The organism is Lentzea sp. NPDC004789, assembly GCF_053601075.1.
Map to the genome: position 1 here is coordinate 48,194 of NZ_JBSGBE010000013.1, position 16,132 is coordinate 64,325.

16 protein-coding genes are annotated in these 16,132 nt (G+C 71.9%); 2 read left to right on the plus strand and 14 right to left on the minus strand.

What is annotated here, in order from left to right; translation table 11 throughout:
- Positions 1-8: 8 nt before the first annotated feature.
- Both ACWEIJ_RS27410 and ACWEIJ_RS27415 read left to right on the plus strand, forming a co-directional pair.
- On the plus strand, positions 9-1,421 hold the full coding sequence (locus ACWEIJ_RS27410; RefSeq protein ID WP_449840104.1) for an exopolysaccharide biosynthesis polyprenyl glycosylphosphotransferase: 1,413 nt from the start codon (positions 9-11) through the stop codon (positions 1,419-1,421).
- Positions 1,400-2,764 carry a putative glycoside hydrolase family 15 protein gene (locus ACWEIJ_RS27415; RefSeq protein ID WP_449840105.1) on the plus strand — a complete coding sequence of 455 codons (1,365 nt, stop codon included), beginning with the start codon at positions 1,400-1,402 and terminating at the stop codon, positions 2,762-2,764. Before ACWEIJ_RS27410 ends, ACWEIJ_RS27415 begins: the two co-directional genes overlap by 22 nt.
- 9 nt (positions 2,765-2,773) lie before the next feature.
- On the opposite strand, the gene ACWEIJ_RS27420 is transcribed toward ACWEIJ_RS27415, so the two are convergent.
- From ACWEIJ_RS27420 to pqqA, 14 genes are all read right to left on the minus strand, one after another.
- A complete protein-coding gene (locus ACWEIJ_RS27420; RefSeq protein WP_449840106.1) occupies positions 2,774-3,844 on the minus strand; it encodes a glycosyltransferase family 4 protein in 1,071 nt (356 codons plus the stop codon).
- Complete coding sequence (locus ACWEIJ_RS27425; protein ID WP_449840107.1) at positions 3,841-4,926, minus strand: glycosyltransferase; 1,086 nt, start codon at positions 4,924-4,926, stop codon at positions 3,841-3,843. The genes ACWEIJ_RS27420 and ACWEIJ_RS27425 overlap by 4 nt, the downstream gene beginning before the upstream one ends.
- Complete coding sequence (locus ACWEIJ_RS27430) at positions 4,923-6,332, minus strand: oligosaccharide flippase family protein (protein ID WP_449840108.1); 1,410 nt, start codon at positions 6,330-6,332, stop codon at positions 4,923-4,925. The genes ACWEIJ_RS27425 and ACWEIJ_RS27430 overlap by 4 nt, the downstream gene beginning before the upstream one ends.
- Entirely contained in the window at positions 6,329-7,807 is a 1,479-nt protein-coding gene (locus ACWEIJ_RS27435) for a glycosyltransferase family 87 protein (RefSeq protein WP_449840109.1), read from the minus strand. Before ACWEIJ_RS27435 ends, ACWEIJ_RS27430 begins: the two co-directional genes overlap by 4 nt.
- Positions 7,804-8,673 (minus strand): hypothetical protein, encoded by an 870-nt coding sequence (locus ACWEIJ_RS27440; RefSeq protein WP_449840110.1) that lies wholly within the window; start codon positions 8,671-8,673, stop codon positions 7,804-7,806. Before ACWEIJ_RS27440 ends, ACWEIJ_RS27435 begins: the two co-directional genes overlap by 4 nt.
- Positions 8,670-9,728, minus strand: coding sequence for a glycosyltransferase (locus ACWEIJ_RS27445; RefSeq protein WP_449840111.1), 1,059 nt, complete (start codon positions 9,726-9,728; stop codon positions 8,670-8,672). Before ACWEIJ_RS27445 ends, ACWEIJ_RS27440 begins: the two co-directional genes overlap by 4 nt.
- Complete coding sequence (locus ACWEIJ_RS27450; protein ID WP_449840112.1) at positions 9,703-10,977, minus strand: O-antigen ligase family protein; 1,275 nt, start codon at positions 10,975-10,977, stop codon at positions 9,703-9,705. Before ACWEIJ_RS27450 ends, ACWEIJ_RS27445 begins: the two co-directional genes overlap by 26 nt.
- The gene (locus ACWEIJ_RS27455; protein WP_449840113.1) at positions 10,974-11,915 is read right to left on the minus strand and encodes a polysaccharide deacetylase family protein; all 942 of its coding nucleotides are present in this window, start codon (positions 11,913-11,915) and stop codon (positions 10,974-10,976) included. Before ACWEIJ_RS27455 ends, ACWEIJ_RS27450 begins: the two co-directional genes overlap by 4 nt.
- On the minus strand, positions 11,912-12,745 hold the full coding sequence (locus tag ACWEIJ_RS27460; protein WP_449840114.1) for a hypothetical protein: 834 nt from the start codon (positions 12,743-12,745) through the stop codon (positions 11,912-11,914). Before ACWEIJ_RS27460 ends, ACWEIJ_RS27455 begins: the two co-directional genes overlap by 4 nt.
- Positions 12,746-12,889: 144 nt before the next feature.
- Complete coding sequence (pqqB, locus tag ACWEIJ_RS27465; RefSeq protein WP_449840115.1) at positions 12,890-13,768, minus strand: pyrroloquinoline quinone biosynthesis protein PqqB; 879 nt, start codon at positions 13,766-13,768, stop codon at positions 12,890-12,892.
- Positions 13,765-14,844 carry a pyrroloquinoline quinone biosynthesis protein PqqE gene (gene pqqE / locus ACWEIJ_RS27470; protein WP_449840116.1) on the minus strand — a complete coding sequence of 360 codons (1,080 nt, stop codon included), beginning with the start codon at positions 14,842-14,844 and terminating at the stop codon, positions 13,765-13,767. The genes pqqB and pqqE overlap by 4 nt, the downstream gene beginning before the upstream one ends.
- Positions 14,837-15,115, minus strand: a complete 279-nt coding sequence (gene pqqD / locus ACWEIJ_RS27475; RefSeq protein ID WP_449840117.1) for a pyrroloquinoline quinone biosynthesis peptide chaperone PqqD — start codon at positions 15,113-15,115, stop codon at positions 14,837-14,839. Before pqqD ends, pqqE begins: the two co-directional genes overlap by 8 nt.
- Positions 15,112-15,807, minus strand: a complete 696-nt coding sequence (pqqC, locus tag ACWEIJ_RS27480) for a pyrroloquinoline-quinone synthase PqqC (protein WP_449840118.1) — start codon at positions 15,805-15,807, stop codon at positions 15,112-15,114. The genes pqqD and pqqC overlap by 4 nt, the downstream gene beginning before the upstream one ends.
- 78 nt (positions 15,808-15,885) lie before the next feature.
- Positions 15,886-16,008, minus strand: coding sequence for a pyrroloquinoline quinone precursor peptide PqqA (gene pqqA / locus ACWEIJ_RS27485; protein ID WP_449840119.1), 123 nt, complete (start codon positions 16,006-16,008; stop codon positions 15,886-15,888).
- Positions 16,009-16,132: the final 124 nt, after the last annotated feature.

Here is a 16,132-nt window from a genome sequence, read left to right on the forward strand (position 1 = left end):
AGACGAGCGTGGGGCTTCCCCTGGAAGAGTGGTTCGCCGGCGAGCTCACCGCGCCGTTGGCGCCGGTGCGCGACGACCCGCGGCCGCGCGGTCTGCTGGGCCGGGTCAACGGAGTGGCGGTGCTCCTCGTCGGGGTGGACGCGCTCGCCCTGGTCGTGATGGCGTCGCACGCCGGTGTGGGCCGAGGGTGGGCGTTCCTGCTCGCCTGCGCCCTGCTCGGGGTCCGCGCGTCCGGGCGGATCTACCGCCGGCGGCTGTGGCTGTCGTGGTTGCAGGAGCTGCCGCGCTCGCTCGCCACGACGGCGATCGCGGTCGCCGCGCTGGGTGCCGCGGTGCTGGCCCTCGGCTGGTCGCCGGACGTGTTGCTGCAGCTCAAGGCCGGCGTCGTGGCGTTCGTCGTGGTGAGCGAACCGGCACGGGCGGCGGTGTTCGCGTTCGGGCGGTGGTGCCGCCGCCGGTTCGACCGGTGCGACCGGACGATCATCATCGGTGCCGGTGAGGTCGGCGCGGACCTCGCCGAGGCGATGCTGCGCCACCCCGAGTACGGCCTGCGCCCGGTGGGGTTCATCGATCCCGAACCGCCGGGTGACCGCAAGCTGCCGGTCGCCCTGCTGCAGGAGGACCTGGCCACGGCCATCGACCGGCTCGGCGTCGGCACCGTGGTCGTCGCGTTCTCGCACGCCCGCGACTCGCCGTTGGTCGACGCGGCCGTCACCGCACACCGGCGCGGTTGCTCGACGCTCGTGGTGCCGCGGATGTTCGAGCTGCACCAGGACGGCCCCGACGTGGAACGCCTGCGCAGCTACCCGTTGCTGCGTCTGAGCACCGCGCCGACGAACCGGCCGACGTGGCACGTCAAGCGCCTGGTGGAGCGGTCGCTCGCGGCCCTCGCGCTCGTCCTGCTGTCGCCGGTGATCGCGCTGTGCGCGCTGGCGGTGCTGTTCGAGAGCGGCCGGCCGATCATCTTCAAGCAGGTCCGCGTGGGCATGGACGACCGCAAGTTCGTGATCTACAAGCTGCGCAGCGTGCGCCAGACCGGCCTGGACGACTCGGACGTGCGCTGGTCGGTGGAGGGCGACTCGCGGGTCGGCCCGGTCGGCCGGATCCTGCGCCACACGTCGCTCGACGAGTTGCCGCAGCTGTGGAACATTCTGCGCGGCGACATGTGCATTGTCGGACCGCGGCCGGAAAGGCCGGGTTTCGTTCGCCAGTTCTCGGCGATCCACGAACTATACTGGGCGCGCCACCGGGTCCCCACCGGTTTGACCGGCCTCGCGCAGGTGCACGGATTGAGAGGCGACACCTCGATCGTGGACAGATCTCGATACGACAACTACTACATCGCGAACTGGTCGCTGTGGCTGGACGTCAAAATCGTGCTGTTGACGGTGGGAGAGCTGTGCCGGAGAAGGAATCGCTGACGACCCGCGTGCTCGCGGTGGTGCTGCTGTCGTTCACGGCGGCGTGCACCTTCGTGCCGGTCTCGGAGAAGGCGGCCCAGGAGAGCCTCGGACCCACCGAGCCGTCGATCGTCAGCGCACCCCAGCCGAAGCCGCTCGCCCCGTGCGCGTGGTGGTACGGCATCGGCGGGAAACCCTCGGCGCTGCAGCTGAAGTTCGCCGCGGAGCACTACAGCCTCGTGGTGCTCAACGCGTGGGAGACGGCGGCGCTGCGCCGGTTGCGCCAGCTGAACCCCAAGGTGAAGGTGCTGGTGTACAAGGACTTCGCCAGCACCCGCAACTACCCGGGCACGGTCGACAACGGCGTGGACGCGAGGTACCTGCCGACCGGGATCGGGTACGTCGCCGCCGAGAAGACGAATCCGGAGTGGTTCGCCGTCGACACCGCGGGCGCGCGGATCGAGTGGAAGGGCTACGAGAAGCACTGGCAGATGGCCGTGTGGAACGAGACCTACCAGCGGGCCTGGACGACCGCGGTGGTCGACGAGGTCGTCCGCGAGGGCTGGGACGGTGTGCTGGCGGACAACGACTTCAGCTCGCTGCGGTTCTACTCGCCGGCGGTGCTGAAGGGCACCGCCGACGTCGAGGCCACCGACCGCGTGCTGCGCGACGGGTTCGACGCGTTCCTCGGCATCGCGGGTGACGAGCTCGCGAAGAAGGGCAAGATGCTGATCCCCAACGTGTCCGAGTCGCACCTGCGGCCCGGCCGGTGGACCGCGCACTCCCGCTACGACGGCGCCATGGAGGAGAACTTCGGCCTGCGCGACGGAGGCGGCACGGGCGACCTGCTCACGTTCCGCGGCAACGAGTGGAAGGAGCTGCGCGGCCAGGCCGCCCTCGGCGAGTCGTGGCTGCTGCTGGTCACCCACACCTCCGAGCCGCGCGAGGAACGCGTCGGGTACGCCACCGCCGCCCTGCTGGCGAGCCCGCACACCTGCTGGAACGGCGCGACCCCCGACTACCGCACGCCTGCCTGGTCGCAGTACCAGGAGGCGGCGCTCGGCGAGGCGGTCGAGGCCGCGAACCGGCTGACCAACGGCCTGTGGACGCGGAGTTTCAGCAACGGCTGGGTGGTGGTGAACCCGACGGCGACGACCGTGCAGGTGACGCCGCCGCCGGGGATGGTGGACATCGCGGGGACCCCGGTGGTGGCGCCGTTCGAGCTGCCCGGTGCGGACGCGAAGGTGCTCATCAAGGCGAAGGTCGGGCCGGTCGTGACGACGACGAAGCCCACGACGACCACGACCAAGCCCACCACGACCAAACCCACCACGACCACGACGACCCCGAAGCCGACCGGGTGAGTCCACCGGTCAGAGCAGGCTGCGGTACAGCTCCACGTGCCGCTGCGCGCACACCTCGGGGCTGAACCGCTCGCGCGCCCGTGCCGCCAGCAACCGGCCGGTGTGCGCGGGATCCGGATCCGCGAGCAGGGCCAGCAACTGCGCGGCCAGCGACCCCACGTCGCCGGGGGAGGCGAGGCGCAGTGCGGCCCCCGGCACGTCGAGCATGTCCGCGACCCCGCCGGTGTCCGTCGCCACCACCGGTTTCCCGGCCGCCATGGCCTCGGCGACCACGAGCGGCTGCTGCTCCATTGTGGACGGCAGCACCAGTGCGTCGTGCTTGCGCAGCAGTTCGGGCACGTCCGAGCGGAATCCGAGGAACTCCACCGGAAGCCCGGTGGCGAGCCGTTCGCACTCCGCGCGCAACGGGCCGTCGCCCGCCACGGTGAGGGTCGCGTCCGCGGGCAGGACGCCGGACAGTGCCTCCAGCAGCGTCGGCAAACCCTTGCGCTCCACCAGAAGCCCGGCGAACAGCAGCCGTCGTACCGGCGTGGTGGGCGGTTCGGCGTCACCGATCGGGACGCAGTTGTCGATGTGCGTCACCCGCTGGGCCGGCACGCGCAGCCGGTCGCGGAGGAACCGGCCCATCGCGGGCGCGGGGACCACCGTGCGGTCGACGCGCCGGGCGACCAGGGCGTCGGCGGCCAGGACGGTCATCGTGTACCTGGACGGCCGCGGTGCCCTCGGCGCGCCGCGGAACCACGGTTCGGTCACGTCGTCGGGCACGCCGTGGTAGGTGTGCACGACCCGGATGTCGCCGCCGAGTCCCACGCACACCAGGCCGCTGCGGCGGTCCTGCGCGTGCACGACGTCCGGGCGCCACGCGCGCAACGCCGCACGGGCCTGGCGGCCGGCGCGGAGGTCTCCCTTGCGCGGTACGGAGATCTCTTCGTGCAGGCCGTCGAGCAGATGCGCGTCCCTGGCGGGCTTCGGGCCGAACACCCGCACCGCCGTCCCGGCCGTCCGCAACGCGACGGCGAGCCGGACGGTGACGTCGACCGGGCCACCCCGGTCCTGCGTCAGCAGAAAAGCGATCCTCATCCTGCCTCTCCCACGAGCTTCTCCACGAGCGTGGTGATCTGATCGGTCACCCGGCCGCGGTCGAACAACGTCTCGGCCCGGTCGCGTCCGGTGCGTCCCTCGGCCTGAGCCAGCCCGGGATCCGCGAGGCGTGCCGCCACCGCGTGGGCCAACTCGGTGACGTCACCTCGTGCCACGACCGCTCCGGCGGTGCCGACGCTCTGGCGCACGCCGTCCACGTCGAACGCGACGACGGAACGTCCGCAGGACATGGCCTCCAGCGGCACCAACGCCATGCCCTCGGCGCGTGACGGCAGCACGACGACGTCCGCCGCCGCGTAGAAGTCCGCGACGTCGTCGCTGTGACCCCACCAGACGACCGACGTGTCGTCGCACGACCAGACCGTCCTCATCGGACCGTCGCCGACCAGTACGAGTTGTGCGTCCGGCACGGCGGCGCGTACGGCCGGCCAGCCGGCGAGCAGCAGGTCCTGGCCCTTCTGCGGGGCCAACCTGCCCACGCACACCGCGGTCGGCCGGTCGGTGAGCCCGAGCCGGGCGCGGGCCTCCAGGCGGTCCACCGGCCGCAGTCGCGCGGTGTCGACGCCGTTGCACACGACCTCTGCCGGTGCGTCGACGCCCGCAGCCCGGCCGGAAGCGAGCTCGTCGTCGCTCACGCACACCAGCTGGTGCGTCCACCGCGACGCGAAGGACTCCCAGGCCGCGCACACCCGTTGCAGCAGCCCAGAAGTCAGCCGGAACGACCACAGGTGCGGCTGGAAGATCGTCGGGATCCGGCCGCGCACCGCCAGCCTGCCCGTCAGCCCGGCCTTCGAGCTGTGCAGGTGCAGCACGTCCGGCCGCAGCTCCCGCACCAACGCGCGCAGCCGGACCGTTTCGAGCAGCGACCGCGGACCGGGAGAACGGGTCGCCCGCCACGCGCGCACGTCGATGCCCTCCGCGCGGAGCCGATCGGGCAGCCAGCCTCGCGGAGGGCACACGACGGCGACCGTCCAGCCGTGGTCCCGTTGTGCCACGGCGAGATCCAGCACCACCCTGGCGACGCCCGCCTCCACCGGCTGCGTCACGTGCACGACCTTCACGACAGACTCCCGCGCAGTTCCCGCACGGCTTCGCGGTTGAACGGCACCGCGACCGCCGCGTACACCCCCAGCAGCACCAGACCGGCCAACACGGCCCCGGCCACCCCGCCGCCCGAGGGCAGCAGCCGGGCCGCGAGCCAGCAGCACGCACCGGCGCCGATCACCCCGGCCGCCGCGCGTCCCAGCTCCCGCAGCCGGAACGCGAGCCCGTGCCGTGCCAGCACCCACCACGTGACCGGAACGAGCAGCCACACGATCACCGCCTGCGCGACCGCGACGGCGAGCACACCGTGCCGGGTGGTCAGCACCAATGCGGTGAACAGGGCGACCAGATGGGTGACTTCGAGAGCGAGGTACCAGCGCGCATGCCCACCCGCCCGCACGACCTGGTACCACGTGTGCAGCAGCCCGAGCCCGAACCCGTAGGCGCACAACGCGACCAGCACCACCGCCGCGGGCGCCCACCTCTGTCCGAACAGCACCACGCGGTCCGCGAGCAGCGCGGTGACCGTGTAGAGGCAACCGGTGACGAGCAGCGTCGCCTTGGTGAACCGCAGCACCGCGCCCGACACGTTCTGTCCACTTCGGACCAGTTCGGCGCACACCGGGAACAGCACGCCGCCCAGCACGACCGCCACGAGGATGTACGGCATCCAGGCGATCCGGAACGCGAGCGAGTACACGCCCACGGCGGACGGCCCGAGCACGCGCCCGATCGCCAGGTAGTCGACGTTGATCAGCAGGGTCGCGACCACGGCTCCCGGCCCGACGACGGCGGTCCAGCGCAGCGCCTCCGTTGCGGCACCGCGGTCCCAGCCCGGTCGCAGCCGCACCCCGGCCACCACCGCGAGCACCGGCTGGGCGACGGCGGTGCACAGCAGGCCGACCGCCATCGAGAGCGGCCCGAACCCCAGTGCCGCCAAGGTGATCGTGACCAGTGCGCCCAGCACCATGCCGCCCGCGTCGGGCAACATCCGGCGGCGGAAGTCGAGATCGCGGTGCATCAGCGCCATCTGCACGCCACCGATCGCGCTGAACGGCAGGCTGAGCGCGGCGATGCGCAGCAACCCGGCCGGCGCGCCCAACGCGGCACCGAGCGGTTCCGCGGCCAGCAGCAGCACCGCCGTGAGCGCCAGCCCACCGCCCGCGCTCAACGTCAGCACGGTGCCCGCGAGCACGCGCGGATCGCGGCCGGTGCGGCTGATCACGTCGTAGACTCCCGCGGACTGCACGACCTGACCGATGTTGACCAGTGACACGACGAGCGACACCGTGCCCAGGCCGTCCTCGGTGAGCAGGGCCGCGAGCACCAGCGTGACCGCGACCTGACAGCCCTTGCTGACCACGTTGACCGCGAACAACCACAACGAACCACGCACGGCCCGTTCGCCGACCCGGTTCGTCACGCGCGTTTCCTGGCCGCGACGACCAACAACACCCACGCCACCACGACCGCGACCCCGTCCACCGTCACGTCCACGCGTTGGCCGAACGCCCCGGCGACGTTCAGGAAGTACAGGTGCGCAAAGGGAACGACGAGCGCGGCGGTGGCGAGCCCCGCGAGCCGCCAGTCCCGTTCCTCCCTGCGGCGCCAGCAGATGACGCCCAGCGCGGCCATGGCGGGCACGGCGATCAGCACGTCACCCGGCTGGTGCACCATCGCCACCACCACGCCGACACACGTGAGGAGGTCCGCGATCGCCCGGTTGTCGTGGTCGCCGCGGTCGAGCCTCCTCGCGAGCACCGCCGTCACCGCGAGCACCCCGGCCAGCGCCACCAGTTCGGCGGCCGGCGGCAACCAGTCCGTGACGCGGAAGAACACGGCGGAAAGATCGACCCGTTGCGCCGTCATGGAATCAACCGCGCCGTAGCTCGTACCGCTCGCGTACTGGAGGTTCGCCCCGATCACGTCCAGGAACGGCCCCACGCCGCCACCCCGGTACACCAGCAACGCCACCACCGGCAGACTCGCGATCGCCGCGATGGCCGTGCCGCCGAGCGCCACCCGCCTGGACCCGCGGGCGAACAGCAGAACCGCCAGTGGCAACCCGAACTGCGGCTTCAGCCACGCCACCGCGAGCCCGAGCGCGGCCACCCGCGGATGACTCGACCGCGCCAGCAACGCCCCCGCGACCCCGACCGCGATCAACGGGTTCACCTGCCCCACGTACAGCTGCGCCTTGCCGACCTGACTCGTCACCAGCAACGTCCCGATCACCACCGTGCCGAGCACGAGCGGCAGATGCGCGCGCCGTGCCGCCAGCAGCGCCAGAACTCCCAGCAGCAGCAAGGAGGCCAGCGTGAACGCGACCGCGCCGACCCGGTAGCCGGGCAGCGCGAACGGCAGGTGCAGCACGAGGTGGTACGGCTGGTAGAGGTTGAAGTTCTGCCGCACCGGCCAGTGCGCGAACATCGCCGCCGGGTCGTACGGGTTGCCGCCGGCCAGGAACTCGCGGATCGGGAAGTAGGTGGCGTCGCGGAAGTCCTGCAGTCGTTCTTCCGGGAGGTTGGCGGCGGTCGGTGTGGGGACTTGCCAGGACGGGAGGAGTGCGCGGGCCGCGCTGAAGGCGCCTGCGGCGGCCACCAGGACGGTGATCAGCGTGCGGGTGCGCGGTTTCGCCTTGGCCGGCACTGCCTCGCCACCGTCGCTGGCAGCGCCGCCACCGCCACCGGCACTGGCACCGGCGCTGGCACCGGCGCTGGCACCGGCGCTGGCTTCGCCACCGCCACCGCCACCGCCGCTGGCACCGCCACCGCCACTGGCACTGGCACCGCCACTGGCACCGGAACCGGCGCTGGCACCGTCACCGCGACCGCCTCCCGCACCGGCCTCTCCGCGGGCGGCGGGCTCATCCGAGATGTCGTTCGTCGAGGTGGTCATGTCAGCACCACCGCCACCAGCACCGCACTGCCCGGCAACACCGACAGCGCCGCCGTCAGGTCACCCGGCCCGTTCTCGCCGTCGGCCACCGCGATCACCGCCGAACCCTCGCCGGGCTCGCCCGCCTTGTCCGGCAAGGCCCCCGCCAGGTACTCCGCCTGCACCGCGAGCCCCGGATCCGCCGCGATCACGCGCACCGGGCGCGCCGCCGCCAGGCACAGCGCGGTGAGCCGGTCGATCATGCCGGGGTCGTCCTCGCGCACCAGAGCAACGGCCCGGCGCACCCCGGCGGCCTCGATCGCGGCGCGCACGGCGGCCTCTCCGGTGCGCGGGCGGCGCAGTGCGCGGAGGGCGAACACCGCGATCGCCGCCGCGAGTGCCGCGGCCAGGGCCAGTCCCGCGGCCAGCTTCCAGTCCGGGACGACCCGGATGGTATCCGGGCGGTCGTCGAGGACCCGCAGCCGGCCCGCGGGGGCGAGGAGGTTCGCGTCCGCCACGGCCTTCGCCACGGCGGCCACGGCGGCGCTCGCCTGGGCGGCGGAGTCCGCCCGCACGGACAGGCGCGCGAGGCCGGACGCGGGCACCAGTTCGACGTTCACGCCCGCGTCGATCTCGCGGGGCGTGCTGGAGGCGGCTTTCGCGGCCGCTTCCAGCACGGACGTCGTGTGCACCAGCTGGACGATCGCGGGCATGGCCAGTGAGGCGACCTCGCCGTACTGGGCGGCCGAGTCGGTCTGGGTGGCGGGGACGGCCAGCACGGCGACCCTGCTCTCGTACCGCTCGCCGCGCAGGGACGTCACGGCCAGCACGAGCACCGCGACGACCAGTGCCACCGCGGCGGCTTCCAACACCGTGCGCTTGCTCATCCTCGGCCTCCCGCGATGGTCCTGAGCAGCTCGTCGTAGGACTTCATGAAGGTGTGCGGGTCGTGGTCGCGCTCGACGGCGGCCAGACCGGCGGCACCGGCGGCGGTGCGGGTCGCGCTGTCGAACAGGAATCCCGCCACCGCCGTCGCGGTCGCGGCGGGGGAGCGGCGCGGCACCAGCACGCCGCCGCCGCCGGCGAGCAGCTCGCGCACACCGTCCACATCGGACGCGACGACCGGGCGGCCCGCGGCCAGCGACTCCAGCAGCGCGATCGGCATGCCCTCCCAGTCGCTGGTGAGCACCGTGACGTCCGCTGCCTCCAACAGGTCTCGCACGTCGCAACGGGTGCCGAGGAAGCGCACGCGCTCGGTCAGGCCGAGCTCGGCCGCCTGCTGTTCGAGCTGAGCGCGCAGGCTGCCGTCGCCTGCCAGCAGCAGCACCGCGCCGGACACCATCGTCCACGCCTCCAGCAGCACGTCGTGCCGCTTCTGCGGTTCGAGCCGGGCCGGGCAGAGCGCGACGGGCACGTCGGGACCGATGCCGAGCAACCCCCTGACGGCGGCCCGGTCGACCCGCGGCGGCTCGGGGAAGACCGCGTTCGGGATGACCTCCGCGGTGAGTCCAGCCGCCCGCAACCGGTCCGCGCTCGCCTCGGCGACCGCCACCACGGCGCGCGAGGTGCGCCGCAGAATCCGTGCCGCACCACCGAGGTCCGCCTCGGCGACCCCGTGGAACACGGTCGCGATCGGTGTCCTCGTCGCAAGCCGGGACACGAGGCTCGCGGACACGTTGTGCGCCAGCACCACGTCCGGCCGGAACGCGCGGACCGCCGCACGGGTCGCGGACGCGGCGCGCAGCACACCGGTCGCCCTGCGGCGCGCCACCGGCACGTCGAAGGTGCGGAAGCCCAACGCCCGCAACGCTTCGGCACGGTGGCCGCCGCCGCTCGCGACGCCGGACTCCCAGCCGAAGTCACCGCCGGACCGCACCATGCCCGCCACGACGGCCTCGGCTCCTCCGGCGCCCATCTCACTGATGACGTGCAGCACACGCATCGCGCTCACTCTCCTCACGGCGCAGGTCAGCAGCGGCCGCCACGGCGACCAGCGACCAGATCGGCAGGTAGTACTGCTCGGACAGGAAGGTCGACGCGACCAGTGCGGCGAGCAGCGAGGCCTGAACCGCTAGTGCCGCGACCGGCAGCGTTTGCCCCGTATTTCGACGGTCAGACGGGTGCCGCGAGGCGCCCTGCTGGACGCCGGAAGACGCGGTGGAGGTTGCCGGTCGCGGCACTGGCATCGGCCTGAGGTCCCTGCGCGTGCGCAGGACCCGTTCCGACGCCACGAACGCCATCGCGACGGCACCGAGGAAGCACGCGAGGCCGGGCAGGCCGAGCTCCGCGCCGATCTCCAGGTAGATGTTGTGCGCCACCGGTGTCTGCTCGTCGATCTCGGCGTTGCGCGAGGCCGCCGCGTAGGAGCTGCGGAACCCGCCCAGCCCCACGCCGAGCACCGGGTGGTCCGCCAGCATGCGCGCGGCGGCCTGCCAGCGCAGCTCGCGAGTGTCCACATTGGTCCCCGCGATGTAGGTCTTCTCCGCGAGCGCCTTGTCCAGCACCGGGCCCGCGAACACGACGGCACCGAGGCCGATCACCGCGAGCCCGGCCACCGTCACCGCCACCGCGCGCACCGACACACCGCGCCGCACCACGAGCCACGTCGCGGCGCAGGCGAGTGCGATGCCGCCGCCGCGGGAGAACGTCGCCGCCGCTCCCGCCGCCAGCAGCGCGCCGACCGGCATCAGCAGCTTCCTGGCCGGCAGGGCGATCAGCAGCGGCATGGCCACGACCAGGAAGTAGGCGAGGTCGTTGGGGTCCTCCAACGGGCCGGTCGCCCGCGTGTCACCGCCCACGACCAGGCTGAACAACGCACCGACCGCCGCGATCACCGCGCCGCCGACGGCCGCCCCGAGCACCGCCCGGACCGGCACCTCCCGCGCGACGACGTCCACCAGCACCGCGGTGATCACGAGGAACGGCAGGAACCTCTGCGTGTAGTCGAGCGTGAACACCCCACCCGCGTGCACGGCCGACGACACCAGCAGCACCGCGGCGAACACGGCCAGCAACGCGTGCAGCGGATGCGCGGCCGGAAGCCGGCGTTCCCGCACGCGTTGGGCGGCCCACGTCAGCACCAGCAGCCCCGGAGCCACCTTCGCGAGGTGCGGGTGCACCTCCTGCAGATAACCCTCCAGCGGGGCCAGTGCCACCGTCGCGCACGTGAGCACCCGCAGCAGCAACGTCATCCGCACAGCTCCACCCGGCGTTCCCGGAGCAGTCCGGCGAGCCGGTCGACGTGCTCGCCGGTGCCGACGACCTCGAAGTGCCGTCGCAGCGCGGAGAGCACCCAGCCGAGCAGGGCCGCCTTCTCCGCGCCCGGCACGGCCATGCCGGGGAAGAACTCCATTCCCGGGGCCTCCGCACCGCTCAGCACGTCGGTCGGGTGCAGCAGCAACGACGGCGAGGTGCCGGTGAGCAGGCACAACCGCAACGCCGCGCGGAAATAGCCGCGGGCCAGCCGGGGCGAGACCTGGTGCAGCTGCAGCAGGTACGCGCCGTGGATCGGGACGCGCAGCAGCGGCATCGTCGTCACCGGCAGCTCGACCAGTCCGGTGTCGCGCCAGCGGTACGGCGTGTTCGGCGACATCACCTTGCCGAAGCCGCCGAACAGGTCGTCCTGGCCCGCGGCACGATGGCGCGTGGTGCGGTTGTGATAGGCGCGGGCGAGCGGACCGATCCACGTCGGCAACGTGCTCGCGTCGTAGCGATAACCCCGTGCCGCCAGGATCTTCAGCAGCTCGGGCGTGACGCTGTAGCCGGGGCCGCGGAACCCGCGCGGGCGGGGAGCGCCGGCGGCCACGATCGCGTTCTCCGCGCGGACGATCTCGGCCTCCAGCTCGGCCGGCGAGTAGCGGTGCAGCCACGGCTCGTGCCCCCACGAGTGGTTCGCCACCTCGTGCCCCGCCGCCGCGAAGTCCGCGACCGCCTGCGCGCCGTCATCGCGTTCGGCGTCGGCCCCGACCACGAAGACCGTGGTGGTGAGCCGGTGTTCGCCGAAGACGTCCAGCAGCCGCGGCACCGCCGTGGCGAGAAAACTGGGCCTGCGTTCCCACTCCGGGTCGCCGTGGGTCTTGAGGTACGCCCACAGGTTGTCCAGGTCCAGCGAGACGCTCGCGGTTCTCACCCGGCCGCCTCCGGCACGGGTGCGGCGCTTCGGACCGGGACGCCCAGCGCCAGCACGCCGAACACGACCAGGGTGATGCCGAGCCCGACGGCCCACTCCCATCCCGGCGTGATCCGGTCGCCCAGCAACGAGAGTCCGATGATCGACGTGAGCACCACGGTGGTCGCGTCCATCGACGCCACGGACGACGTGGCGGTGCCGCGTTGCAACGCCGTGGCGAGGCACGACTGGCCGACCAGCGCCGCCACGATCATCAGCCACGTCAACGGGTTGCTCAGCAGGTCGAGCACCGGCTCGTCGGCCACCGACCGGCTGATGATCGCGACCACGGCGAAGGCGATGCCGGCGAGCACCGAGACGGCCACGGCGTTCGACCCCTGCACCGCCCGCGTCGCCACGACCACGACGAGCAGCGGAAGCCCGAGCAGGACCAGCCCCGGCGTCACCGGGATGTTCTGCGCCACCGACGGTTCCGATGCGGCGGCGAGCAGCACGAGCCCGGTCGCCATCACGGCGAGCACGGCCACCTCCAGCGGCCGCACGCGCCACTTCAGCACCAGCAGGCCGAACGCGGTGGCCAGACCGACCGCACACGACGACCCCGCCTGCACCAGGTAGAGCGGCAGCGACGCGCGTGCGAGAAAAGCGAACCCGAAACCACCCACCTGACCGGCGAACCCGAGCAGGTAGAGGCGGTCCTTGGCCAGCCGGGCCAGCAGTCCCAATCCGGTTCCCGGCTTCTTGTCCGCCCGCTGCGCGGCGACGGTCTGGGCGACGATGCCCAGGCCGTAGAGCGTGGTGGAGATCGCGAGCTCGGGATATCCGGACACGGAGAACCTCCCTCGTCAACGGCTCGAAGAATACGAAGCCGCAATGGCGCTACCCATTGGAGGGATATGTGATCACTCAACGCCGAAAACGGCGGCGAGATAGATACACGAAAGTGGTCGAATATAACCGGAAAGGGTGACGAATTAGAGTTCGATGACCGTGCCGTCGAGCGGCACCTCGACACCCGCGGCGCGCACCTCCGCCGCCTCGGGTGACGCCGGGTCGAGCACCGGGTTGGTGTTGTTCAGATGCGTGTAGATCCGCCGCACGTGAGGGAATCGCCGCAGCTCGGCAAGGCTTTGCGTGATCGGCAGGTGGCCCATCGCGGCCTGCCCGGACGAGCTGCCGGTCGCCGACCCCATCTCGGACTCCGCGTAGAAGGTGCCGTCCAGCACCAGGCAGTCGGCGCCGGCCACCACCTCGTCGAACCCGGTGGGCCACGACGCGAGGCACGGCGCGTAGACCAGCACGCCACCCGTCATCAGGTCCTCGAAACGGTAAGCCACGACCCAGCGCCCGTCCACAGTGGACGAACGCGCGTATTTCGGGCGTTTGTCGCTGATCGCAATCGCCGAGACGCGCAACCCGCCGAGTTCGAACGGGTCCGCGTCCACCGAACGCCACGCCACGGGCGCGTAGCCGTCGATCACCGTGCGGAGGTCGAACTGGTCCTTCAACGCGTGCAGCACGGTCTCGGGCGCCCACACCGTCAGCCCCGCACCGCCGCGCAACGTCAGCAGCCCCAGCGTGTGGTCCAGCTCGGCGTCGGTGAACAGCGCGCCGCGCAACGGGGTGTCCCGCGGCCCGGGACCGGGGTCGAGCAGCGCGCAGGACGTGATCTGCGTGCGGATGTCCGGCGAGGCGTTGACCAGCCACCAGCCGGTGCCGTCACCGCTGATCGCCAGGCAGTCCTGCGACCGCGACGGCAACGCGCCGGAACGCGCGCGCACGCAGAGAGCGCACGCGCAGTTCCACTGCGGGAAACCGCCACCGGCCGTCGTGCCGAGCAGAACGGCCTTCAAGACATCTTCCTCATGGCCATGGCGGGCACCTCGGCGGGCGTCATCTCCGCCGCCAGAATCAGGTCCACTGTGGACCGATCAGGCGACAGCGAGCACACGGGGTCGGTGGCGGCGGCGTCGCCGGTCAGCTGGAACGCCTGGCACCGGCACCCACCGAAGTCGATCTCCTTGCGCGGGCACGAGCGGCACGGGTCGCGCATCCACTCGAAGCTGCGGAACGCGTTGAACGACGGTGAGTCGTGCCAGATCTCGGACAACGACGAGTCCCGCACGTTCTCGATCCGCAGCGATGTGATCACCGTGGCGGCGGGGCAGGGGAGCACGTCGCCGTTCGGTGCCACGGTCAGCTGCCGTGCACCCCACCCGTACATGCACGGCTTCGGATGCGCCTCGTGGTAGTCGGCGATCACGTAGACGATCTCCATCCGCCCGCGCAGCCGTTCCTGCGCGGCGGCGACGATCGGGCCGGCGTGAGCGAGCTGCTCGCGAGTGGGCAGCAGCACCGCCCGGTTGCGCAGCGCCCAGCCGTAGTACTGGGTGTTGGCGAGCTCCAGCCGTTCGGCGCCCATCTGCTCGGCCATCGCGATGATCCCCGCGATGTTGTCGAGGTTCTGCCGGTGCAGCACGGTGTTGACGGTGAGCGGCAGGCCTTCCTCGCGAACGAAGGCCGCGGCCTCCACCTTGCGGTCGAACGCCTTGATGCCCGCGATCTGGTCGTTGCCGGCACGAGTCGCGTCCTGCAGCGAGAGCTGCACGTGGTCGACACCGCGAGAAGCCAGGTCCCGCAACCGGTCCCGGGACAGGCCCACCCCCGACGTGACCAGGTTGACGTAGCAGCCCAGGCTGTTCGCGTGGGCGACCAGCTCCGGCAGATCCGTTCGCAGCAACGGTTCGCCGCCCGACAGGTGGATCTGCAGACAGCCCAGTGAACGGGCCTGGTCGAAGACGCTCAGCCAGTCCTCGGTCGGCAGCTCGGCGTCCCGGCGCACCAGCTCCACGGGGTTCGAGCAGTAGCCGCACTGCAACGGGCACCGGTGCGTCAGCTCGGCCAGCAGGCCGAAGGGCGCCTCAGCCATCGACGTCCACCACCCTCCGCTCCACCAGGCGCGCCACCAGCTCGGCGACGTCCTCCGGTCGCACACCCGCGTAGACGTCGCTCAACGTCAGCGCGATGTCGCCGACCGACCGAGCCCCGTCGCACAGCCCCACCACCGAGGCGGCGGTCTCGTTGAGCACGAGAACGCCTTCGGGGAACAGGACGACGTGCGCCTCGCGGATCTGGTCGTAGGTGCACTTCACACCGCGCCGGATGTGCGGCACGGCCTCCAGCGCGATGACCGGCGTCACGGCTTGCCCTTGCCCGAGTAGTAGTCGACCGCGTCCAGCACGGCTCGCAGCACGTCGCACTTGAACGACAGCGCGGCAACGGCCGCGAGCTGCTGCTCACGGGTGCGCGAGTGCTCGACGACGATGTCCAAAGTGGCCCGTCCCTCACCGGCGACCGCCTGGATGCGGTTGGTGAAGTAGGCGAACCCTTCCTCGGCGATCCACGGGTACTGCTCCCGCAACGCCGCCAAACGCTTGCGCATCAACGCACCCGAGAACATCTCGGTCAGTCCGGAGGCGATGGCCTCTACCCACGGCTTGGTGCGCGCGAAGTTCACGTAGGCGTCGACCGCGAACCGCGTGCCGGGCAGCACGTGGCGTTCGTCGAGCACCTCTTCTCTTGTCAGCCCAACGGCTTCCGCAAGGCGGATCCAGTTCTCCGCGCCGCCCTCGCCGGGCCGCGTGCCGTCGTGCCAGATGATCCGTTCCCGCCACTGCCGGCGGATCTCCGGCAAGGGGCAGTTGGAGAGGATCGCGGCGTCCTTCTGCGCGATGCAACGCTGGTAGTACCAGCGGTTCGCGGCCCACGCCTGCAGCTCGTGCTTGCTCAGCTGACCCGCGTGCATGCGCAGGTGGAACGGGTGGCTGTCCCAGTACCGGGGGGCTAATGCGCGGAGCTCGGCGACGAACTCCTGCGGTGCAACGGCAGTCATGGGCGGAACTCCTCGGACCTCAGGGACGCGCGGGCCGGGGTTCCCGGTGTGGCCGGGAACCCCGGTGAAAGCCGTACGTCAGCTGCGCGCTGCGTAGGCGGTGACCTCCATCGGCGTCTCGAAGTCGCGGAAGTCGGGCTTGACCCACTCGCGCTTGACCTCGGGAAGCCTCTGCTCGGGGGCGGTGACGACAACGTTCATGGCGCAACTCCTCGGGTCCTCGGCCGGGCGAGCCCGAAGCGGGCACGCGCGGCGCTCTTCCGTGGGGCGCGGCGGCGAACCACACGTTATGTCGTCGGGGCCGCCAAGGTCTAGACCGTACACG